The sequence below is a fragment of the Pseudomonas fluorescens genome (assembly GCF_000968015.1).
GTDB classification, from domain to species: domain Bacteria; phylum Pseudomonadota; class Gammaproteobacteria; order Pseudomonadales; family Pseudomonadaceae; genus Aquipseudomonas; species Aquipseudomonas fluorescens_W.
On sequence record NZ_LACH01000002.1, the window covers coordinates 209255 to 230729 of the forward strand.

Consider the following 21475-nt stretch of genomic DNA (forward strand, 5'->3'; position numbering starts at 1 on the left):
CCCGGTAGGAGCTGTCGAGTGAAACGAGGCTGCGATCTTTTGTTTTAACGCCCTTTTATTGTGCAGCACACACCGAGTTAGAGCTTCTGGATCCCATTTCTGGCTCTTTCCGGTTTCTCGTCGTAATCTCAAGCCATGCCTTTGATCACGCAGTTACTGACCGTGTTTCTTTTTACTTGCCTGAGCTTCGCCGCTCGGGGCGAGAAGCTGCGCATTGTCACCGAACCCTGGGCGCCGTACGTGTATGAGGAAAACGGCAAATCCCTGGGACTGGACTACGAAACCACCGCCATCGTCTTCAAGCGCCTGGGCATCGAAGTGGAATGGCAGTTCCTGCCGTGGAAACGCTGCCTGTCGATGCTCGAAACGGGCCAGGCAGACGGCGCGCTGGACATCTTCCACAGCGATGAGCGCGACGCCACCCTGCTCTACCCCGGCGAGCCGCTCTCGGAAGTGGAGTTCGTGATGTTCTACGCCAATGAGCGGCCCCACCCTTTTCGCACCCTGGACGACCTGAAGGGGCTGACCATCGGCACTTCCCCAGGCTATCTGTACAGCCAGGACTTTCGCGAATCGACGCTGTTCACTCGTGAACCGGCGCCGACCCATGAAGCCAACTTCGGCAAACTGGTGCGCGGACGGATCGACCTGCTGATCACTGATCGCAGGGTCGGTCAGCACTTGCTCGACGAATTGGACATCCGCGACAAGATTACCCAGAACCCGACCGTCATCAGCCACCAGAGCCAGTACCTGGCAGTACGCCGCAACGCCGGCATGGACTTGTTGGTGCAGCGCTTCGGCGCCGAACTCAAACGCTTCAAGCGCGAACCTGCGTACGCTGAATTGAGCGCCCGATATGGCGCCGATCCGGCGGCCGAGGTCAAAGCCAGCAGAGCCACCGCCGCCAGCGGAAAAACCGTTGAGCAGCAGGAAAGCGGCGCGCAGTGATTGCTCTGTTATACTCCGGCCTTCCCGCCAGGCTCACGCCCGGACGCTCGGACTTGTTCAAGGCATCTCGACCCCGCTACAGCGCAGCTTTTCAGCCCGCGCGAGCACTCCAGACGAGCTTTCAAGGCCCAGCAGGACCGGACGGGATTGCGTTCCTCTTAAACGCCATTCGCGCCAGGCAAGACTCCCATTGGGCCAAGCCCTAACTAAAACAGGATTACTCATGTCCTTTGCTTCCCTCGGTCTCTCCGAGGCTTTAGTCCGCGCCATCGAGGCAGCGGGCTATACCGAGCCTACTCCGGTGCAACAGCGGGCCATTCCCGCCGTGTTGCAAGGTCGCGACCTGATGGTCGCGGCTCAGACAGGTACTGGTAAAACCGGCGGCTTCGCCCTTCCGATTCTGGAGCGGTTGTTCCCCAACGGTCACCCGGACAAATCCCAGCGTCACGGCCCGCGCCAACCGCGCGTACTGGTCCTGACCCCTACCCGTGAACTCGCGGCTCAAGTACACGAGAGCTTCAAGGTCTATGCTCGTGACCTGAAGTTCGTCAGCGCCTGCATCTTCGGCGGCGTCGGCATGAACCCACAGGTTCAGGCCATGTCCCGCGGCGTTGACGTGCTGGTGGCCTGCCCCGGCCGCCTGCTCGACCTCGCCGGTCAAGGCAGCGTCGATTTGTCCCACGTGGAAATCCTCGTGCTGGACGAAGCCGACCGCATGCTCGACATGGGCTTCGTCCATGACGTGAAAAAGGTCCTCGCCCGTCTGCCGAGCAAACGCCAGAACCTGCTGTTCTCGGCGACTTTCTCTAAAGACATCACCGACCTCGCCGGCAAGTTGCTGCACAACCCGGAGCGCATCGAAGTCACGCCGCCGAACACCACGGTCGAGCGTATCGAACAGCGTGTATTCCGCCTGGCCGCCAGCCACAAGCGCTCGTTGCTGGCGCACCTGATCACCGCTGGCGCCTGGGAACAAGTGCTGGTGTTCACCCGCACCAAGCACGGCGCCAACCGTCTGGCCGAGTACCTGGACAAACACGGCCTGAGCGCCGTTGCGATCCACGGTAACAAGAGCCAGAACGCTCGCACCAAAGCCCTGGCAGACTTCAAGGCCGGCGAAGTGCGCATCCTGGTCGCCACTGACATCGCCGCTCGCGGCCTGGACATCGATCAGTTGCCACACGTGGTCAACTTCGAATTGCCAAACGTCGACGAAGATTACGTTCACCGTATCGGTCGTACCGGCCGTGCCGGTCGTTCGGGCGAGGCGATCTCGCTGGTCGCTCCGGATGAAGAAAAGCTGCTGAAAAGCATCGAGCGCATGACCAAGCAGAAGATTGCCGACGGCAACCTGATGGGCTTCGATTCCAGCGCTGTAGAAGCCGAGAAACCTGAAGTCCGCGAGCGTCCGGATGTGCGTAACCCGCGTAACCCACGTGGTCCGCGTGGCGACGGTCCGAACGGCACCGGCGGTGGCGGCGGTCGTAAAGACAAAGGCAAGGACAAGGGCGGCAAGGAAAAACCTGCAGCCACTGGCCGTGGCGATCGCCCGGCGCGTGAACACAAGCCACGCGAAGGCACTCCGGCTCGCGAGCAACAGCGTCCAGCGCCACGCGCTGCTGCTGCGGACCGTGCTCCAGACGAGTTCCTGGACGACGATATCGATAACTTCGGTAACCGCGTCGACTACGTTCCTCAAGCCAAACCGGCTCAGGGCCGTGGCCGCCGTCCGGGTGCTCCGGCACAAGGCACGGCAGCTGGTGCAGGTGCTCCGCGCACCGGCGGCGGCAAGCCTCAGGGTCGTCAAAGTGGCCCACGCAGCAGCGATGGCGCTACCACCGGCACGCCGCCGGCCAAGCGCAGCGGCCCACGCAATGGTGCTCCACGTGACGGCCAGGCCCGTCGCGAAGAGTCCCGCAACCGCCGCCCGGCTCGTGACGATCAGCCGCGTTCGGAACCGGCCGTGCAAAACCCGCGCGGCCCGGCACCGAAGATCATTCACAAGGAGTCGAAAACCGATCGTTTCCCGACTCCTGAGCAACTTGATCAACTGCCAGGCCGTCCACGCGGCGAGAAACCAGCCTTGCTGACCCGCAATCGCTGATTTAACGCAGTAACAAAAAATGCCCCTGATCGCGAGATCAGGGGCATTTTTATTTGTGCTGCAAACTGCTTCTGTAGGAGCTGGCGAAGCCTGCGATCTTTTTGCTTGTGCGAACCGCCATTGATCAACTAAATAGCAAGCAACCTAACTATTGCGTTGACATTCGCTGCCTAGGCAGTAACATCTCGACATACATTCTCTGCCTAGGCAGCTAATTGGTGGTCAGATGAAACATTTCACCCCGGACGAATTCCACACTTGCCATCTCGGCCTCCTGCTCGGGCGCGCTGCGCTGCTCAAGGACCGGATCATCGACACGCACATGGAACCCCACGGCATTACTGCCGCGCAGTTCAAAGTGCTGATCATCATGGCCCAGTTCGGCGTCGATACCCCGGCCGAGCTGTGCCGTCACCTGTCGCTGGACAGCGGTTCGATGACCCGCATGCTCGATCGTCTGGAACAGAAAGGCTTCCTCGCCCGCCAACGCTCCGAAGCGGATCGCCGTCAGGTTCAGCTGGTGCTGACCGAACAAGGCCAGCAGTTGACGGATCGCCTGCCGGAGATCGGCGCCGACGCCATGAATGAACTGGCTGGCGCGATCACCCCAGAGGAGTTGAAAACCCTCGAACAGATCCTGAAGAAAATTTTGGTGGCAGCCGGTGACTCGATCACCCTGCTGCGGGTAGGTGACAAATGAGCAGTAAAACCCTGCGGACCGGCCTGAGCCTGGTGCTGGCGGCCATGACCCTGGCCGGTTGCGCCAGCTACAGCGGCCTGACCACCGAAGGCGTCAGCCTCGATGCGAAAAACCTCAAGGCCGGGCAATCCCTCAGCGGCGTGACCCTGTCGCCGGCGGCCTGGCCGAAAAGCGACTGGTGGAAAAGCCTCGGCGACCCACAGCTCGACGGCTTGATCCGCGAAGCCCTGCACGACAGCCCCGACATGCAGATTGCCGACGCCCGTGCTCACCAGGCCAGTGCCGCTGCTTATGCAGCGGATGCCGCGCGCATGCCGACTCTCGATGCCAGTGCCGGCGTCAGTCGTTCGCGTCTGGCCAAGGATCAGGACCCACGCGGGCAGGGCGATGCCTACTCGACCGTGCGCAACATCAGTGCCAGTTTCAATTACAACTTCGACCTTTGGGGCGGTCAGCGTGACACCTGGGAAGCCGCACTGGGCCAGGCCCGTGCTGCCGAAGTCGATCAACAAGCCGCTCAGTTGACCTTGTCCGCCGACGTGGCTCGGGCCTACAGCGATCTGGGTCAGGCGCACATCGTCTATGACCTGGCCAGTGAAGACCTCAAGCGCACCAAACAAATGCTTGACCTGAGCCAGCGCCGCTTGAGTTCCGGGATCGACAGTCAGTACCAGTTCCAGCAAACAGAGAGCCTGGAAGCCACCTCGGAAGCCAGCCTGATCGACGCCGAAAAACGCCTGCAAAGCGCGAAAATCGCCTTGGCCGTTTTGCTCGGTAAAGGCCCGGATCGCGGCAACGAAATCGCCCGGCCGAAAATTCTTCAGGCCAGCGCCGTCGCGTTGCCATCGGTGCTGCCGGCCGAGTTGCTGGGTCGTCGTCCAGACCTGGTGGCCGCACGTTGGCGGGTCGAGGCCGCGAGCAAGAGCATCGACGCCGGCAAAACCCGCTTCTACCCCAACCTCAACCTGAGCGCCGCGGCCGGTGCCGAGTCGTTGCTGGGCGATGCGATGTTCGGTTCGGCCAGTCGTTTCTTCAACATTGCACCGACGATCTCGGTGCCGATTTTCGACGGCGGCCGCCTGCGCGCCGACCTCGATTCCCGCGACGCCGATTACGACCTCGCGGTGGCGCAGTACAACAAAAGCCTGGTGAAAGCCCTGGGTGATGTCAGCGACACCATCAACCAGTTGCGCGATATCGGCCGGCAGATCGGCGCTCAGCAACACGCCACCGACATTGCCCAGGATTCTTACAACACCGTGGTCCAGCGGTACGGTTCCGGCATCGGGAATTACCTGGACGTGCTCAGCATCGAGCAGCAATTGCTCCAGGCCCAGCGTCAGCTGGCCAACCTGAATGCCGAGCAGATCGATCTGTCGATCCAACTGATGCAGGCGCTGGGCGGTGGCTTCCAGGGCGAAACCCTGACCGCAGCCAACGCAACCCCAGCCACGCAGCACAACTAATTCAAGGTATTTGTCATGGCCACTACGGATACAACCCCTGCTCCAACTGATAAAGCGTCTGACAACGCTCAAGACACGAGTAATTCGCGCAAACGCAAAGTCATGCTGGTGCTGCTCGCGATCGTGGTGATCCTCGCCGGTGTCGGCGTCTGGGGTTATCACGAATTCTACGGTCGCTGGAACGAAAGCACCGACGACGCCTATGTGAACGGCAACGTGGTGGAAATCACTCCGTTGGTCACCGGCACCGTGGTCAGCATTGGTGCCGACGACGGCGACCTGGTTCACGAAGGTCAGGTGCTGATCAACTTCGACCCGAACGACGCCGAAGTCGGTCTGCAAAGTGCCCAGGCCAATCTGGCCCGCACCGTGCGTCAGGTTCGCGGCTTGTACAGTAACGTCGACGGCATGAAAGCCCAGGTCAACGCCCAACAGGCTGAAGTGCAGAAGGCTCAGGACAACTTCAATCGCCGGAAAAACCTCGCCGCTGGCGGAGCGATCTCCCAGGAAGAACTGTCCCACGCTCGCGACGACCTGACCTCGGCGCAAAACGCCCTGGCCAACGCCAAACAGCAACTGAAAACCACCAGCGCGCTGGTCGATGACACCGTGGTGTCGTCTCACCCGGACGTGATGTCTGCTGCCGCGCAATTGCGTCAGGCGTACTTGAACAACTCCCGCAGCACCTTGATCGCGCCGGTCACCGGTTACGTGGCCAAGCGCTCGGTACAACTGGGCCAACGCGTCCAGCCGGGCACCGCATTGATGGCGGTCATTCCGCTGGATCAGCTGTGGATCGACGCCAACTTCAAGGAAACCCAACTGCGTGACATGCGCATCGGTCAGCCAGTGGACATTGAAGCGGACCTTTACGGCAGCGACGTGAAGTTCAGCGGCACCATCGACAGCCTCGGCGCCGGTACCGGCAGCGCGTTTGCCCTGTTGCCGGCGCAGAACGCCACCGGCAACTGGATCAAGATCGTCCAGCGGGTGCCAGTGCGGATTCACATCAACGCCGAAGAACTGGCCAAACACCCGTTGCGCGTTGGTCTGTCGACTCAGGTCGATGTGAACCTGCGTGACCAGAGCGGCCCGGTGCTGGCGCAACAGCCGCCGCAAAAGGCCTCGTTCAGCACCAATGTGTATGACCGTCAGTTGGCCGAGGCCGACGCGATGATCACGCAGTTGATCCACGACAACAGCGCTGCGGTCAGCAAAACCGCGCAACGCTGACACCGCCCACTGTAGGAGCGAGCCTTTGTGGCGAGGGGATTTATCCCCGTTGGGTCGCGAAGCGGCCCCAAAAGCTTTGCGACTGCTTCGCAGCCGAACGGGGATAAATCCCCTCGCCACAAAAGCTCCCTCACCACCAAGGCTTGCTCCCACAAGGTCAGTTGCGTCTGTAACAGGCGTAGCGCCAATCAGGTTTCAAAGGATTCGCGATGAGCAATAACGCCTCTTTTACGCCGCCCAGCCTGTTGCTCAGCACCATTGGCCTGTCGCTGGCGACCTTCATGCAAGTGCTCGACACCACCATCGCCAACGTGGCGCTGCCGACGATTTCCGGCAACCTGGGCGTGAGTTCGGAGCAGGGCACTTGGGTCATCACTTCGTTTGCGGTGAGCAATGCGATTGCGCTGCCGCTGACCGGTTGGCTGAGCCGCCGTTTCGGTGAGGTGAAGTTGTTTCTCTGGGCGACCATCCTGTTCGTGATCGCCTCGTTTCTCTGCGGTATCTCGACCTCGATGCCCGAGCTGATTGGCTTCCGGGTGCTGCAAGGCCTGGTCGCCGGTCCGTTGTACCCGATGACTCAAACGCTGCTGATCGCGGTCTATCCACCCGCCAGGCGCGGCATGGCCCTGGCGTTGCTGGCGATGGTCACGGTGGTGGCGCCGATTGCCGGCCCCATCCTCGGCGGCTGGATTACCGACAGCTATAGCTGGCCGTGGATCTTTTTTATCAACGTGCCGATCGGTGTTTTCGCGGTGATGGTGGTACGCCAGCAACTCAAGGCGCGGCCGGTGGAAACCAGCTACCAGCCGATGGATTACGTCGGTTTGATCACCCTGATCATTGGCGTCGGCGCGTTGCAGGTGATCCTCGACAAGGGTAATGACCTGGACTGGTTCGAATCGAACTTCATCCTCATCGGCGCGGCTATTTCGGTGATTGCGCTTACGGTGTTCGTGATCTGGGAAATGACTGACAAACACCCGGTGGTCAATCTGCGGCTGTTCGCTTACCGCAACTTCCGCATCGGCACGATTGTGCTGGTGTTGGGTTACGCCGGCTTCTTCGGGATCAACTTGATCCTGCCGCAATGGCTGCAAACCCAGATGGGTTACACGGCTACGTGGGCGGGGCTGGCGGTGGCGCCGATCGGGATTCTGCCGGTGCTGATGTCGCCGTTTGTCGGCAAATACGCTCATAAGTTCGACTTGCGGTTGCTGGCCGGCCTGGCGTTCCTGGCGATTGGCCTGAGCTGCTTCATGCGTGCCGGGTTTACCAACGAAGTGGACTTCCAGCACATCGCCCTGGTGCAGCTGTTCATGGGCATTGGCGTGGCGCTGTTCTTCATGCCGACCTTGAGCATTCTGATGTCGGACCTGCCACCGAGCCAGATCGCCGACGGCGCGGGCCTGGCGACGTTCCTGCGGACCTTGGGCGGCAGTTTTGCGGCATCGTTGACGACCTGGATCTGGATTCGCCGGGCCGATCAGCACCACGCCTATATGAGCGAAAGCATCAGCACCTATGAGCCGGCGACCCGTGAGGCGCTGAACAGCCTGGGCGGGGCGAGCAATCCGGCGTATGCGCAACTGGATCATGTGCTGACCAGTCAGGCGTACATGCTCTCCACCGTGGATTACTTCACGTTGCTGGGGTGGGCGTTCATGGGGTTGATTGTGCTGGTGTGGCTGGCGAAACCGCCGTTTGCCGCTAAAGCAGGCCCTGCTGCCAGTGGCCACTGACCCAACGCGGTCAAATTGTAGGAGTGAGACCGGCTTGCCGGCGATAGCGGTATCACATTCAACAACTTTGTTGACTGATACACCGCTATCGCGAGCAGGCTCACTCCTACAGTGGGATTTGTGTTCGGCGGTTAGCTGGCGGGTGCTGCGAGTTGCGGCGGTGGGGCGAAGTCGAACGGCGCCAACGCAAACCCTTGCTCATCCACCTGCAACGCCCAGCCCTGACGATCCCAATCCCCCAGCACAATGCGCTTGGCCGCCTGCTCGCCAATCTGCAATTTGTGGATGGCGGGGCGATGGGTGTGCCCATGGATCAAGGTCTTCACGCCAAAGGCCTGCATGATCCGCGGCACTTCTTCCGGCGTGACATCCACAATGTCATTGGCCTTCATCCGCGTCTGCGCACGGCTTTCACTGCGCAGCTTGCGCGCCAGTTTATGGCGAGTCCGCAAAGGCAAGTGCCGCAGGATGAACAGGGTGACGGGATTTCGTAGATAGCGACGCAGCTTCATATAAGCCTCGTCGCGGGTGCAGAGGCTGTCGCCGTGCATCAATAGCACCGGCTCACCGTAAAACTGCACGACACTCGGGTCTTTCAACAACGTACAGCCGGCCTGTTTGCAGAAGGCCTGGCCAAGCATGAAGTCGCGATTGCCGTGCATCAGAAAAATGGCCGTGCCGCTGTCGCTGAGATCGCGCAGGGCCTGGCAGATGGAACGCTGGAACGGCGTCATGGCATCGTCGCCAATCCACGCCTCGAAAAAGTCGCCCAGGATGTACAACGCACTCGCCGAGCGGGCGCGTCCGGCGAGCAAATCCAGAAACGCCCGGGTAATGTCCGGGCGCTCCTCTTCCAGATGCAAGTCTGAAATCAGCAGTATCACTCAATGATCTCGGCTTTCTCGATGATCACGTCTTCTGCTGGTACGTCCTGGTGGCCGGACTTCATGGTGGTGGAAACACCTTTGATCTTGTCGACCACGTCGGTGCCTGCAACGACTTTGGCGAATACCGCGTAGCCCCAGCCCTGAGTGGTCTTGGCGCTGTGGTTCAGGAAGCTGTTGTCAGCCACGTTGATGAAGAACTGGGCGGAAGCCGAATGCGGTTCCATGGTGCGGGCCATGGCGACGGTGTACTTCTCGTTCGGCAGGCCGTTGTCGGCTTCGTTCTGGATGCTTGGGCGTTTGTCTTTCTTTTCTTTCATGCCTGGCTCGAAACCGCCGCCCTGGATCATGAAGTTACCGATGACGCGGTGGAAAACGGTGTTTTCGTAGTGACCGGCTTTGACGTACTCGATGAAGTTGGCAACGGTGATCGGTGCCTTTTCAGCGTTCAGTTCCAGGACGATGTCGCCATGGTTGGTGGTCAGTTTGACTTGGGTCATGATCGGTACTCTTTCTGGGAATTCGTGGGTTTCGGGGCTTTGCAGCCCTCAACCGGTCCGGCCAAATTTGGCCAAGGTGCGCAGTTTAGCGTGCCGGGCGCGAATTTCGAGGCTGTTTTTCATTTGCATCCGATTAAATGCAGCCGTTTTCGGGCCTGCTCTGTCAGCGACTTGGCGGCATCGGCTATGATAAGCCCCTTTGTTTTAACAGCCGCTTTGATTTGGCCAACTGGCCGCGCACTTGTACGTTCAAGGATCCTATGAGCAAGCCCACTGTCGACCCTACCTCGAATTCCAAGACCGGCCCTGCCGTGCCGGTCAATTTCCTGCGCCCGATCATCCAGGCGGACCTGGACTCGGGTAAGCACACGCAGATCGTCACCCGTTTCCCGCCTGAGCCCAACGGCTACCTGCACATCGGTCACGCCAAGTCGATTTGTGTGAACTTCGGCCTGGCCCAGGAATTTGGCGGCGTCACGCACCTGCGTTTCGACGACACCAACCCGGCCAAGGAAGACCAGGAATACATCGACGCGATCGAAAGCGACGTCAAATGGCTGGGCTTCGAATGGTCCGGTGAAGTGCGCTATGCCTCGCAGTATTTCGACCAGTTGCACGACTGGGCCGTTGAGCTGATCAAGGCCGGCAAGGCCTACGTCGACGACCTGAGCCCTGAACAGGCCAAGGAATATCGCGGCACCCTGACCGAGCCGGGTCGCAACAGCCCGTTCCGTGACCGCTCCGTGGAAGAGAACCTGGACTGGTTCGCCCGCATGAAGGCCGGTGAATTCAAGGACGGCGCACGCGTGCTGCGGGCCAAGATCGACATGGCCTCGCCGAACATGAACCTGCGCGACCCGATCATGTATCGCATCCGTCACGCTCACCACCACCAGACCGGTGACAAGTGGTGCATCTACCCGAACTACGACTTCACCCACGGTCAGTCGGACGCCATCGAAGGCATCACCCACTCGATCTGCACCCTGGAGTTCGAAAGCCACCGTCCGCTGTACGAATGGTTCCTCGAGAACCTGCCCGTGCCGGCGCAACCGCGTCAGTATGAATTCAGCCGTCTGAACCTGAACTACACGATCACCAGCAAGCGCAAGCTCAAGCAACTGGTCGATGAAAAGCACGTTCATGGCTGGGACGACCCGCGCATGTCCACGCTGTCCGGCTTCCGCCGCCGTGGTTACACGCCGAAATCGATCCGCAACTTCTGCGAAATGATCGGCACCAACCGTTCCGACGGCGTGGTCGACTTCGGCATGCTGGAATTCAGCATCCGTGACGACCTCGACCACAGCGCCCCGCGTGCCATGTGCGTGCTGCGTCCGCTGAAAGTCGTGATCACCAACTACCCGGAAGGCCAGGTCGAGAACCTCGAACTGCCGTGCCACCCGAAAGAAGACATGGGCGTGCGCGTTCTGCCGTTCGCCCGTGAGCTCTACATCGACCGTGAAGACTTCATGGAAGAGCCGCCAAAAGGCTACAAACGCCTGGAACCGGCTGGCGAAGTGCGTCTGCGCGGCAGCTACGTAATCCGCGCCGACGAAGCGATCAAGGACGCCGATGGCAACATCGTCGAACTGCGTTGCTCCTATGACCCGGAAACCCTGGGCAAGAACCCTGAAGGCCGCAAGGTCAAAGGCGTGGTGCACTGGGTGCCGGCCGCGGCCAGCGTCGAGTGTGAAGTGCGTCTGTACGATCGCCTGTTCCGTTCGGCCAACCCTGAGAAGGCCGAAGACAGCGCCAGTTTCCTGGACAACATCAACCCTGACTCGCTGCAAGTCCTCACCGGTTGTCGTGCTGAGCCTTCGCTTGGCAATGCACAGCCGGAAGACCGTTTCCAGTTCGAGCGCGAAGGTTACTTCGTCGCGGATATCAAGGACTCAAAACCTGGTCATCCGGTGTTCAACCGTACCGTGACCTTGCGTGATTCGTGGGGCCAGTGATTCAAGGAAACTAAAGTGCTTACGATCTACAACACGCTCACCAAGAGCAAAGAAGTCTTCAAGCCTCTGGATGGCAACAAGGTGCGCATGTACGTCTGCGGGATGACCGTGTACGACTACTGCCACCTGGGCCACGGCCGCAGCATGGTCGCGTTCGACCTGGTGACCCGCTGGTTGCGGTTCAGCGGTTACGACCTGACCTACGTGCGCAACATCACCGACATCGACGACAAGATCATCAATCGGGCCAACGAGAACGGCGAGTCGTTCGAAGCGTTGACCGAGCGCATGATCGCGGCGATGCACGAAGACGAAGCGCGCCTGAACATCCAGAAGCCGGACATGGAACCGCGCGCCACCGGGCATATCCCCGGCATGCACGCGATGATCCAAACCTTGATCGACAAGGGTTACGCTTACGCCCCGGGCAATGGCGACGTGTACTACCGCGTCGCCAAGTTCATGGGCTACGGCAAGCTATCGCGCAAGAAAATCGAAGACCTGCGCATCGGTGCGCGGATCGAAGTCGACGAGTCCAAGCAGGACCCGCTGGACTTCGTGCTGTGGAAAGGCGCCAAGCCGGGCGAGCCGAGCTGGCCTTCGCCTTGGGGCGACGGTCGTCCGGGCTGGCACATCGAGTGCTCGGTGATGTCGACCTGCTGCCTGGGCGAGACCTTCGATATTCATGGCGGCGGCAGCGACCTCGAGTTCCCGCACCATGAAAACGAAATCGCCCAAAGCGAAGCGGCCACCGGCAAGACCTACGCCAACGCGTGGATGCATTGCGGCATGATTCGCATCAATGGCGAGAAGATGTCCAAGTCCTTGAACAACTTCTTCACCATTCGCGACGTGCTGGAAAAGTACCACCCGGAAGTCGTGCGTTACCTGCTGGTGTCGAGCCACTACCGCAGCGCGATCAACTATTCGGAAGACAACCTCAAGGACGCCAAAGGCGCACTCGAGCGTTTCTACCATGCGTTGAAAGGCCTGCCGAACGTGGCGCCGGCCGGTGGCGAAGCCTTTGTCGAGCGTTTCACTCAGGTGATGAACGACGACTTCGGCACGCCGGAAGCCTGCGCGGTGCTGTTCGAGATGGTTCGTGAAATCAACCGTCTGCGCGAGAGCGATCTTGATGCAGCGGCGGGTCTGGCGGCGCGCTTGAAGGAATTGGCGAGTGTGCTGGGTGTGTTGCAGCTCGAAGCGGATGACTTCTTGCAGGCCGGCGCTGAAGGGCGGGTTGATGCGGCTGAGGTTGATGCGCTGATTGCTGCGCGTCTGGCGGCACGTGCTGGTAAAGACTGGGCCGAATCCGACCGCATCCGCGACCAGCTCACCGCCATGGGCGTGGTGCTGGAAGACGGGAAGGGCGGCACCACCTGGCGACTGGCTGACTGATTGCTGCGTTTGCTACAAACAAAACCCGCCTTGTGCGGGTTTTTGTTTATGTGCAAGACATTCAGTAGTTCGGTGATGGGACTAACGCTATCGCGAGCAGGCTCGCTCCTACAGTTGATCTTCGCCATGTTTGAGTTCCGGGCGCGACACAAATCCCCTGTAGGAGTGAGCCTGCTCGCGATTGACTGCGCAGCAGTCAGCTGTCTGACTGGCGCAACCGCTTGTAAAGGGTATTGCGGCTAACACCGAGCCGTCGGGCCAGGTGCGAGATATTCCCCCCCGCCGCCTGCAACTGCCGATTCAAATCCTCGGCATCATTCAAATCCACCGCCAATGGCTCCGGTAAATCCACCGGCTCCATCTCCAAATCAACAAAGAAATCATCCGGCAAATGCTCCGGCCGCACCGGTTGCTCCTCGGCCATGGCCAGCGCTACCTGCATCACGCTGCTGACCTGTCTTAAATTCCCCGGCCACGGATGACGACTGAACAACTCCAGCACCTCTCGGCTCAACCCGGCCCACTGCGATGGCTCGCGGTGCTGTTCCCACAGGCGTTTGAACAAGGCCTCTTTATCACTGCGTTCCCTTAACGGCGGCAGTTCCAGGGTCAAGCCACCAATCCGGTAATAGAGATCTTCACGAAACCGCCCCAACTGCACCTGTTCGCGCAACGAGCGGTTGGTTGCTGAAATAATCCGGATATCCACCGGGAACAACTCGCTGCTGCCTACCGGTTGCACGCAACGCTCCTGCAACACTCGCAGCAGTCGAGCCTGAGTCGGCAACGGCATATCGCCGATTTCATCGAGGAACAGAGTGCCTTTGTCGGCCTTGCGGATCAGCCCGATGCTGCCTTTCTGGTTGGCGCCGGTGAACGCGCCTTTCTCGTAGCCAAACAATTCGGATTCCACCAGTTCGGCGGGGATGGCTGCACAGTTGACGGCGATGAAGGGTTTTTTGCTCCGAGAGCTGGCCTGATGCAGGGCTTTGACGAAGACTTCCTTGCCGACCCCGGTTTCGCCGTGGATCAGCAGCGGGATGTCTTTTTCCAGCAACCGCTCGGCCTGGCGCACGGCTTTTTCCACGCGGCTGTCACCGAAATGCAGGGTGTTGAGGCTGATCGCTGCCGGTGCCGCCACCGTGGGTTCGGCGCTCTTGGATTCTGCGCTCTTTGTTTCAGAAAATTGCCGCGCCTGAATCACTGTCTGTTTCGGCCGCCTCAACAGGCATTGGAAGCGGTTGCGTCCCGAAGTTTGCAAGGCGAAGGGCCGTCCGTCCGGCTGGTTCAGCAATTCCAGTAGCGAGACCTTGAACAGACTTTCGACACTGACCCGCGACAGGCTGATGCCCAGCAGATTGTCGGCACGGCGGTTGGCGGACAGCACCTGACCGGTTTCGTCAAAAATCAACAGCCCGGCCCATTGGCTGTCGAGGTTGTTCAGTCCGGTGTTGAACGTCAGTTGGAAATGCTGGCCATGGAACAGGTTGAGGATCAGCCGGTTTTCCACGGTCTGACTCATCATCTTGACCATGCCGAGCGTGTGGGACGGCGGCAGGTAGCTGTCGCTGGACACATCCAGCACCGCGATGACCTTGCGTTCGGCATCGAAAATCGGTGCGGCGGAACCGGTCATGAAACGGTTGGCTTTCAGAAAATGTTCATCGTGCTCGATGTGCACCGCCTGCTCGCAGGCCAGCGCGGTGCCGATCGCATTGGTGCCGCTGCAGCGTTCCATCCAGCTGGCACCGGCGCTGAAACCGCGGGTCAGGTTCGGCTCGATAAAACGCTGGGTGCCCCAGGACGTCAGCACCTGGCCCTGATTGTCGGCGAGCATGATCAGGCAGTTGGAATTGCTGAGGATGTTCTCGTAGTACGGCAGGACTTCCTGGTGAGTGGTTTGCACCAGTGAGTGCTGGCTCTCCAGCAATTGCACAATGCCCTCGGCCGGCAACTGATCGAACGCCGGGGCGCTCTGATGATTGAGGCCGAACGCGCGGCATCGGGACCAGGAGTCCTGAATGATGGCGTCGTGGGACAAAACGGGGGCAGGTGCGGCCATGACAGTCAGCCTCTGAATAACACTTTTATTGTTGTTATAGGTATTTCCCCTGTGGGAGCGAGCCTGCTCGCGATAGCGGTGGGTCAGTCAATATTTATGTCGACTGACCCACCGCTATCGCGAGCAGGCTCGCTCCCACAGGTTCAGCAATTCTGACCTAGCTTCAGGGAAGGCAAAAAGCATCCGTAGAGTGTTGTTCACTATTGTTCATTGTCAACGGTTGGATTGTTCAATTGTTCAACTGAGGTTGTTCATTTCTGTTCAGCAACGAACGCAGTTTTTCTTCCATTTGAAGGATTCTCAAGCCGGATCAACGGCTTGCAATTTCTGGCACGAATGTCGCTCTGTAGCTCCGGTCGCTTGACTCCAATAATAAAAAGGCCGAGCCATGTCATTAACCCTGGAGCACGTCAGCCGCACCGTCGAGGGCCAGACCTGGATCGATGATGCGTGCCTTAGTTTCGAAGCCGGATCCTTCAACGTTTTGCTCGGGCGTACGCTGTCCGGCAAAACCAGTCTCATGCGCTTGATGGCCGGTCTGGACAAGCCCGACAGCGGCCGCATCCTGATGAACGGCGTCGACGTCACCCAGCGCCCGGTGCGTTTGCGTAACGTGTCGATGGTCTATCAGCAGTTCATCAACTACCCGACCATGACGGTGTTCGAGAACATCGCCTCGCCATTGCGCCAGGGCGGTGTGTCCGATGAGCTGATCCAGAGCAAAGTGCTGGAAACCGCGAAGATGTTGCGCATCGAGAAATTCCTCCAGCGCCACCCCCTCGAACTCTCCGGTGGTCAGCAACAGCGCACGGCCATGGCCCGGGCGCTGGTCAAGGATGCCGAACTGATCCTGTTCGACGAGCCGCTGGTGAACCTCGATTACAAACTGCGCGAAGAACTGCGCCAGGAAATGCGCGAGCTGTTCAAGGCTCACCACACCATCGCCATCTATGCCACCACCGAACCCAACGAAGCCCTGGCGCTGGGTGGCACCACCACCATTCTTCACGAAGGCCGGGTGATTCAGAGCGGCAAGTCTTCCGAGGTGTATCACCAGCCGCAAACCGTGCTGGCGGCAGAGCTGTTCTCCGAGCCGCCGATCAACCTGATGCCGGGGCGTATCGCTGGCAACGAAGTCAGCTTCGCCAATTTCGTGCACTTCCCGCTGAACGTCGATTTGCGGCCGGTGGGCGAGGGCGAGTTTCGCTTCGGCGTGCGGCCCAGCCATATTTCGCTGGTGCCGAGCAACGACGATGACCTGGAACTGGCGGTGACCGTCGAGGTGGCCGAGATCAGCGGATCGGAAACCTTCCTGCACGTGCGCAACGAGCATTTCCTGCTGGTGCTGCACTTGCCCGGCGTTCACGAATACGACGTCGATGCGCCGATTCGTATCTATATCCCGACCCATAAACTGTTTGTCTTCGATATGCAGGGGCGGCTGGTCCAGGCGCCCGGTCGCCGTATCGCGAGGGTTGCCTGATGGCCGAAATTCGTTTGCAGCACCTCGCCCACAGTTACACCCGCACGCCGACCGGCCCCGAGGATTATGCGATTCGTGAGATGGATCACGTCTGGGAGCAGGGCGGTGCTTATGCCTTGCTTGGGCCTTCGGGCTGCGGCAAGTCGACCTTGCTCAACATCATTTCCGGGTTGCTCAGTCCGTCCCAGGGCCAGGTGCTGTTCGACAGCAAAGTGGTCAACGACCTGACCCCAGAGAAGCGCAACATCGCCCAGGTTTTCCAGTTTCCGGTGGTCTACGACACCATGACGGTGTTCGATAACCTGGCCTTCCCGCTGCGCAATCAGGGCATGGCCGAGGCGAAAATTCACAGCAAGGTGCAGGAAATCGCCGAAGTACTCGACCTCCAGACGCTGTTGAGCAAAAAGGCGCGCAACCTCACCGCCGATGAAAAACAGAAAGTCTCGATGGGCCGTGGGCTGGTGCGCGATGACGTGTCGGCGATCCTGTTCGATGAGCCGCTGACGGTGATCGACCCGCACCTGAAGTGGAAGCTGCGGCGCAAGCTCAAGCAGATCCATGAGCAGTTCAACATCACCATGGTCTACGTCACTCACGATCAGCTCGAAGCCTCGACCTTCGCCGACAAGATCGCGGTGATGTACGGCGGGCAGATTGTGCAATTCGGTACGCCGCGAGAACTGTTCGAGCGGCCGAGCCACACCTTTGTCGGCTATTTCATCGGCAGCCCGGGGATGAACCTGATCGAGGTACAGCCGCAGCCCGGCGGTGTCGGTTTCGCCTCGACTCATTTGCCGCTGTCCGATGCTCAGCAGACGCGCGTTGCCGAGTCGGAGTGGAAAACCCTGAAGGTCGGCATCCGTCCAGAGTTCGTGCATGTGTGGGACGAGCCGTTTGATGAGGCGATGCAGGCACAGGTCGTACACGTCGAAGACCTTGGCACCTACAAGATCATGACCCTGAACCTCGACGGCACCCCTTTGAAAGTGCGCCTGGCCGAAGACAAGCCAGTGCCCGAGGGAACCGCCTACATCAGCTTCCCGGCGCAATGGTTGATGGTGTATGCCGACGAATATCTCCTGGAGACGTAGCCATGAACAAGGTGCAAAACAACAAGGCCTGGTGGCTGGTGTTGCCGGTGTTTTTGCTGGTGGCGTTCAGTGCTGTGATCCCGATGATGACCGTGGTCAACTACTCGGTGCAGGACATTTTCGATCAGTCCAGCCGCTACTTCGTCGGCGCCGACTGGTACAAGCAAGTGCTGCTCGATCCGCGCCTGCATGACTCATTGCTGCGCCAGTTCATCTACTCCGGCTGTGTGCTGCTGATCGAAATCCCGCTGGGCATCGCCATCGCCCTGACCATGCCGACCAAGGGTCGCTGGTCGTCGCTGGTGCTGATCATCCTGGCGATTCCGTTGCTGATTCCGTGGAACGTGGTCGGCACCATCTGGCAGATCTTCGGCCGGGCGGACATCGGCCTGCTGGGCTCGAGCCTCAACGCCATGGGCATCAGCTACAACTACGCGGCCAACACCATGGACGCCTGGGTCACGGTGCTGGTGATGGACGTCTGGCACTGGACGTCGTTGGTGGCGCTGTTGTGTTTCTCGGGGCTGCGGGCGATTCCGGACGTGTACTACCAGGCGGCGCGGATTGATCGGGCATCGGCCTGGGCGGTTTTCCGACACATCCAGTTGCCCAAGCTCAAGAGCGTATTGCTGATCGCAGTGATGCTGCGGTTCATGGACAGTTTCATGATCTACACCGAGCCGTTTGTGCTGACCGGAGGCGGTCCGGGGAATGCCACGACGTTCTTGAGTCAGACCCTGACCCAGATGGCTGTAGGTCAATTCGACCTGGGGCCGGCAGCGGCGTTCTCGCTGGTGTACTTCCTGATCATCCTGTTGGTGTCCTGGTTGTTCTATACGGCCATGACTCACTCTGACGCCAACCGCTGAGGTCTGCCATGAGCAAGAGAAAGCTGATTCCGTTGCTGATCTACATCCTGTTCCTGCTGGTGCCGATCTACTGGTTGCTGAACATGTCCTTCAAGAGCAACACCGAAATCCTCAGCGGCCTGACGTTGTTTCCGCAGGATTTCACCTTCGCCAACTACAAGGTGATCTTCACCGATCCGGCCTGGTACACCGGTTACCTCAACTCGTTGTACTACGTGAGCATGAACACGGTGATTTCGCTGAGCGTGGCATTGCCGGCGGCGTATGCGTTCTCGCGCTATCGGTTTCTCGGTGACAAGCACCTGTTTTTCTGGCTCCTGACCAATCGCATGGCACCACCGGCGGTGTTTCTGTTGCCGTTCTTCCAGCTGTATTCCTCGATCGGTTTGTTCGATACGCACATCGCCGTCGCGCTGGCTCATTGCCTGTTCAATGTGCCGTTGGCGGTGTGGATTCTTGAGGGCTTCATGTCTGGGGTTCCCAAGGAAATCGACGAAACCGCCTACATCGACGGTTACAGTTTTCCTAAGTTCTTCGTGAAGATTTTCGTTCCGTTGATTGGTTCCGGGATCGGTGTGACGGCATTTTTCTGCTTTATGTTTTCCTGGGTCGAACTTCTACTCGCGCGAACGCTGACGTCGGTCAACGCCAAACCGATTGCGGCGGTGATGACGCGCACGGTCTCGGCGTCCGGCATCGACTGGGGCGTGTTGGCGGCGGCCGGGGTATTGACCATCCTGCCGGGCATGCTGGTGATCTGGTTTGTTCGCAACCACGTGGCCAAGGGCTTTGCCCTGGGCCGGGTCTGAGGAGCTGATGATGGAATGGATGAGTTGGACCGGCCCTACGGCGGCATTCTTCAGTGTCATTGCCTTGATCCTGGTGGGCATGACGACTTGGGAACTGCGTTCGCCGAGCATTCTTCGCCGTGGTTTGTTGCCGATTGCCACCACCCGTGGCGATCGGTTGTTTATCGGTCTTCTCGGCAGCGCCTACCTGCATTTGCTGGTAATCGGCGTCACCGACTGGAGCATCTGGGTTGCGTTCGCGTTGTCCCTGGTGTGGCTGTTGGCTGTGATGCGCTGGGGATAGGGTCTGTGCGAGAACTCGCCGAGCGGCGATCAGGCAAGGCAAAAACAGGCGAGGTAGCGGAGTTGACTTTAGTCAATGAGCATTCCGAGCCTGTTTTTAACGCAGCATGATCGACGCGCAGGCAGTTCTCGTACAGAGCCTGCTCCGAAACCCAAAAAGGAGGTCTTATGTTCGACAAAAACAATAAGCTGCGACATAGCGTTTCATTGGCAGCCATGCTGGCACTCAGCGGGTTGAGCGCTGCAGCCTGGGCGGATGCCTATGAAGACGCGGCCAAGAAATGGATTGGCAGCGAATTCAAACCGTCCACCCTGACCGAAGCCCAGCAACTCGAAGAGTTGAAGTGGTTTATCAAGGCTGCAGAGCCGTTTCGCGGGATGGACATCAAGGTTGTTTCCGAAACCCTGACCACGCACGAGTATGAATCCAAGGTATTGGCCAAGGCCTTTACCGAGATCACCGGGATCAAAGTCACCCACGACCTGCTGCAAGAAGGCGATGTCGTGGAGAAACTGCAGACCGTGATGCAGTCGGACAAAAGCATCTATGACGGGTGGGTCAACGACTCGGACCTGATCGGCACCCATTTCCGTTACGGCAAGACCGAAGCCATCACCGACCTGATGGCCAATGAGGGTAAAAACTTTACGTCGCCGACCCTGGACCTCAAGGATTTCATCGGCATCTCCTTCACCACCGCGCCCGACGGCAAGCTCTATCAATTGCCCGATCAACAGTTCGCCAACCTCTACTGGTTCCGCGCCGACTGGTTCGAGCGGCCGGAGCTGAAAGCCAAGTTCAAGGAAAAATACGGTTACGAGTTGGGCGTGCCGGTGAACTGGTCTGCCTATGAAGACATCGCCAAATTCTTCAGCGAAGACGTCAAGGAAATCGACGGCAAGCGGGTCTACGGGCACATGGACTATGGCAAGAAAGACCCGTCCCTGGGCTGGCGCTTTACCGATGCCTGGTTCTCCATGGCCGGCGGCGGTGACAAGGGCTTGCCCAACGGTTTGCCAGTGGATGAGTGGGGCATTCGTGTCGAAGACTGCCATCCGGTCGGCTCCAGCGTGACCCGCGGGGGTGATACCAACGGCCCGGCAGCGGTTTTTGCCACCACCAAATACGTCGACTGGATGAAGAAATACGCGCCACCGGAAGCGGCGGGCATGACCTTCTCCGAATCCGGCCCGGTGCCGTCCCAAGGCAACATCGCCCAGCAAATTTTCTGGTACACCGCATTCACTGCGGACATGACCAAGCCGGGCCTGCCGGTGGTGAATGCCGACGGCACGCCGAAATGGCGCATGGCGCCATCGCCACGCGGACCGTATTGGGAAGAGGGCATGAAGCTTGGGTATCAGGACGTGGGTTCGTGGACGTTCATGAAGTCCACGCCTGAGAAACAGAAACTGGCGGCCTGGCTGTACGCGCAGTTCGTGACCTCGAAAACCGTATCGTTGAAGAAAACCATCGTCGGCCTGACGCCCATCCGCGAATCGGACATCAACTCGCAAGCGATGACCGACCTGGCGCCGAAACTCGGTGGCCTGGTGGAGTTCTACCGCAGCCCGGCCCGCGTGCAATGGACCCCGACCGGGACCAACGTGCCGGACTATCCGCGTCTGGCTCAACTGTGGTGGAGCCATATTGCCGAAGCCGCCAGCGGCGACAAAAGCCCGCAACAGGCGCTGGATGGTTTGGCCAAGGATCAGGACGCGATCATGACCCGTCTGGAGCGCTCGAAGGCGCAAGCCACTTGCGCACCGAAAATGAACCCCGAGCGCGATGCGCAATACTGGTTCGATCAGCCGGGTGCACCGAAGCCAAAACTGGCGAACGAGAAGCCTAAAGGTGAAACCGTGAGCTACAACGAACTGCTGAAATCGTGGGCTGATGCACGGAAGTAAGAGGCTTTAATGTGAAACGCAAACGGCACCGAAAG

At 59.6% G+C, this 21475-nt stretch carries 17 protein-coding genes; 14 read left to right on the top strand and 3 right to left on the bottom strand.

Translation table 11 applies throughout. The features are described from left to right. Positions 1 to 135: 135 nt before the first annotated feature. From VD17_RS02140 to VD17_RS02165, 6 genes are all read left to right on the top strand, one after another. Complete coding sequence (locus tag VD17_RS02140; RefSeq protein ID WP_046052472.1) at positions 136 to 951, top strand: substrate-binding periplasmic protein; 816 nt, start codon at positions 136 to 138, stop codon at positions 949 to 951. 223 nt (positions 952 to 1174) lie between these two features. Further along, positions 1175 to 3055, top strand: a complete 1881-nt coding sequence (locus tag VD17_RS02145) for a DEAD/DEAH box helicase (protein ID WP_046052473.1) — start codon at positions 1175 to 1177, stop codon at positions 3053 to 3055. Positions 3056 to 3281: 226 nt separating this feature from the next. Then, a complete protein-coding gene (locus tag VD17_RS02150) occupies positions 3282 to 3755 on the top strand; it encodes a MarR family winged helix-turn-helix transcriptional regulator (RefSeq protein ID WP_033057114.1) in 474 nt (157 codons plus the stop codon). Further along, entirely contained in the window at positions 3752 to 5221 is a 1470-nt protein-coding gene (locus VD17_RS02155) for an efflux transporter outer membrane subunit (protein ID WP_046052474.1), read from the top strand. Before VD17_RS02150 ends, VD17_RS02155 begins: the two co-directional genes overlap by 4 nt. Before the next feature lie 15 nt (positions 5222 to 5236). Beyond that, complete coding sequence (locus VD17_RS02160) at positions 5237 to 6454, top strand: HlyD family secretion protein (protein ID WP_046052475.1); 1218 nt, start codon at positions 5237 to 5239, stop codon at positions 6452 to 6454. A 209-nt stretch (positions 6455 to 6663) separates the two neighbouring features. Continuing rightward, entirely contained in the window at positions 6664 to 8193 is a 1530-nt protein-coding gene (locus tag VD17_RS02165) for a DHA2 family efflux MFS transporter permease subunit (protein WP_046052476.1), read from the top strand. 131 nt (positions 8194 to 8324) lie between these two features. Here the strand turns inward: VD17_RS02165 and lpxH are convergent, their stop codons facing one another. Both lpxH and VD17_RS02175 read right to left on the bottom strand, forming a co-directional pair. Beyond that, complete coding sequence (lpxH, locus tag VD17_RS02170; protein WP_046052477.1) at positions 8325 to 9077, bottom strand: UDP-2,3-diacylglucosamine diphosphatase; 753 nt, start codon at positions 9075 to 9077, stop codon at positions 8325 to 8327. Then, positions 9074 to 9577, bottom strand: a complete 504-nt coding sequence (locus VD17_RS02175; RefSeq protein WP_033057103.1) for a peptidylprolyl isomerase — start codon at positions 9575 to 9577, stop codon at positions 9074 to 9076. Before VD17_RS02175 ends, lpxH begins: the two co-directional genes overlap by 4 nt. Before the next feature lie 260 nt (positions 9578 to 9837). On the opposite strand from VD17_RS02175, the gene VD17_RS02180 reads away from it, so the two are divergent. After that, positions 9838 to 11535, top strand: a complete 1698-nt coding sequence (locus VD17_RS02180) for a glutamine--tRNA ligase/YqeY domain fusion protein (protein ID WP_046052478.1) — start codon at positions 9838 to 9840, stop codon at positions 11533 to 11535. Positions 11536 to 11550: 15 nt separating this feature from the next. Then, positions 11551 to 12933 (top strand): cysteine--tRNA ligase, encoded by a 1383-nt coding sequence (cysS, locus tag VD17_RS02185; RefSeq protein ID WP_046052479.1) that lies wholly within the window; start codon positions 11551 to 11553, stop codon positions 12931 to 12933. 196 nt (positions 12934 to 13129) lie between these two features. Here the strand turns inward: cysS and VD17_RS02190 are convergent, their stop codons facing one another. After that, entirely contained in the window at positions 13130 to 14995 is a 1866-nt protein-coding gene (locus tag VD17_RS02190) for a sigma-54-dependent Fis family transcriptional regulator (protein ID WP_046052480.1), read from the bottom strand. 388 nt (positions 14996 to 15383) lie between these two features. Between VD17_RS02190 and VD17_RS02195 the strand changes: the two genes are divergently transcribed. From VD17_RS02195 to VD17_RS02220, 6 genes are all read left to right on the top strand, one after another. Then, positions 15384 to 16478 carry an ABC transporter ATP-binding protein gene (locus VD17_RS02195; RefSeq protein WP_046052481.1) on the top strand — a complete coding sequence of 365 codons (1095 nt, stop codon included), beginning with the start codon at positions 15384 to 15386 and terminating at the stop codon, positions 16476 to 16478. Then, the gene (locus VD17_RS02200; RefSeq protein ID WP_046052482.1) at positions 16478 to 17569 is read left to right on the top strand and encodes an ABC transporter ATP-binding protein; all 1092 of its coding nucleotides are present in this window, start codon (positions 16478 to 16480) and stop codon (positions 17567 to 17569) included. The genes VD17_RS02195 and VD17_RS02200 overlap by 1 nt, the downstream gene beginning before the upstream one ends. A gap of 2 nt (positions 17570 to 17571) precedes the next feature. Continuing rightward, the gene (locus VD17_RS02205; protein WP_046052483.1) at positions 17572 to 18438 is read left to right on the top strand and encodes a carbohydrate ABC transporter permease; all 867 of its coding nucleotides are present in this window, start codon (positions 17572 to 17574) and stop codon (positions 18436 to 18438) included. An 8-nt stretch (positions 18439 to 18446) separates the two neighbouring features. Then, a complete protein-coding gene (locus VD17_RS02210) occupies positions 18447 to 19247 on the top strand; it encodes a carbohydrate ABC transporter permease (protein WP_033057089.1) in 801 nt (266 codons plus the stop codon). Between the two features lie 10 nt (positions 19248 to 19257). Then, positions 19258 to 19530: a DUF2160 domain-containing protein gene (locus tag VD17_RS02215; RefSeq protein ID WP_008146061.1), complete on the top strand. Its 273-nt coding sequence runs from the start codon at positions 19258 to 19260 to the stop codon at positions 19528 to 19530. A gap of 167 nt (positions 19531 to 19697) precedes the next feature. Continuing rightward, positions 19698 to 21440, top strand: a complete 1743-nt coding sequence (locus VD17_RS02220) for an ABC transporter substrate-binding protein (RefSeq protein WP_046052484.1) — start codon at positions 19698 to 19700, stop codon at positions 21438 to 21440. The last annotated feature ends 35 nt before the right edge of the window (positions 21441 to 21475 follow it).

What these genes read in the sequence shown, in the direction of transcription:
- VD17_RS02150 (WP_033057114.1), top strand. Translation starts at nt 3,282, where the DNA reads ATGAAACATTTCACCCCGGACGAATTCCACACTTGCCATCTCGGCCTC.
- VD17_RS02155 (WP_046052474.1), top strand. Translation starts at nt 3,752, where the DNA reads ATGAGCAGTAAAACCCTGCGGACCGGCCTGAGCCTGGTGCTGGCGGCC.
- VD17_RS02190 (WP_046052480.1), bottom strand. Translation starts at nt 14,995, where the DNA reads ATGGCCGCACCTGCCCCCGTTTTGTCCCACGACGCCATCATTCAGGAC.
- VD17_RS02140 (WP_046052472.1), top strand. Translation starts at nt 136, where the DNA reads ATGCCTTTGATCACGCAGTTACTGACCGTGTTTCTTTTTACTTGCCTG.
- VD17_RS02220 (WP_046052484.1), top strand. Translation starts at nt 19,698, where the DNA reads ATGTTCGACAAAAACAATAAGCTGCGACATAGCGTTTCATTGGCAGCC.
- VD17_RS02145 (WP_046052473.1), top strand. Translation starts at nt 1,175, where the DNA reads ATGTCCTTTGCTTCCCTCGGTCTCTCCGAGGCTTTAGTCCGCGCCATC.
- VD17_RS02215 (WP_008146061.1), top strand. Translation starts at nt 19,258, where the DNA reads ATGGAATGGATGAGTTGGACCGGCCCTACGGCGGCATTCTTCAGTGTC.
- VD17_RS02205 (WP_046052483.1), top strand. Translation starts at nt 17,572, where the DNA reads ATGAACAAGGTGCAAAACAACAAGGCCTGGTGGCTGGTGTTGCCGGTG.
- VD17_RS02175 (WP_033057103.1), bottom strand. Translation starts at nt 9,577, where the DNA reads ATGACCCAAGTCAAACTGACCACCAACCATGGCGACATCGTCCTGGAA.
- VD17_RS02195 (WP_046052481.1), top strand. Translation starts at nt 15,384, where the DNA reads ATGTCATTAACCCTGGAGCACGTCAGCCGCACCGTCGAGGGCCAGACC.
- VD17_RS02200 (WP_046052482.1), top strand. Translation starts at nt 16,478, where the DNA reads ATGGCCGAAATTCGTTTGCAGCACCTCGCCCACAGTTACACCCGCACG.
- VD17_RS02180 (WP_046052478.1), top strand. Translation starts at nt 9,838, where the DNA reads ATGAGCAAGCCCACTGTCGACCCTACCTCGAATTCCAAGACCGGCCCT.
- VD17_RS02210 (WP_033057089.1), top strand. Translation starts at nt 18,447, where the DNA reads ATGAGCAAGAGAAAGCTGATTCCGTTGCTGATCTACATCCTGTTCCTG.
- VD17_RS02165 (WP_046052476.1), top strand. Translation starts at nt 6,664, where the DNA reads ATGAGCAATAACGCCTCTTTTACGCCGCCCAGCCTGTTGCTCAGCACC.
- VD17_RS02160 (WP_046052475.1), top strand. Translation starts at nt 5,237, where the DNA reads ATGGCCACTACGGATACAACCCCTGCTCCAACTGATAAAGCGTCTGAC.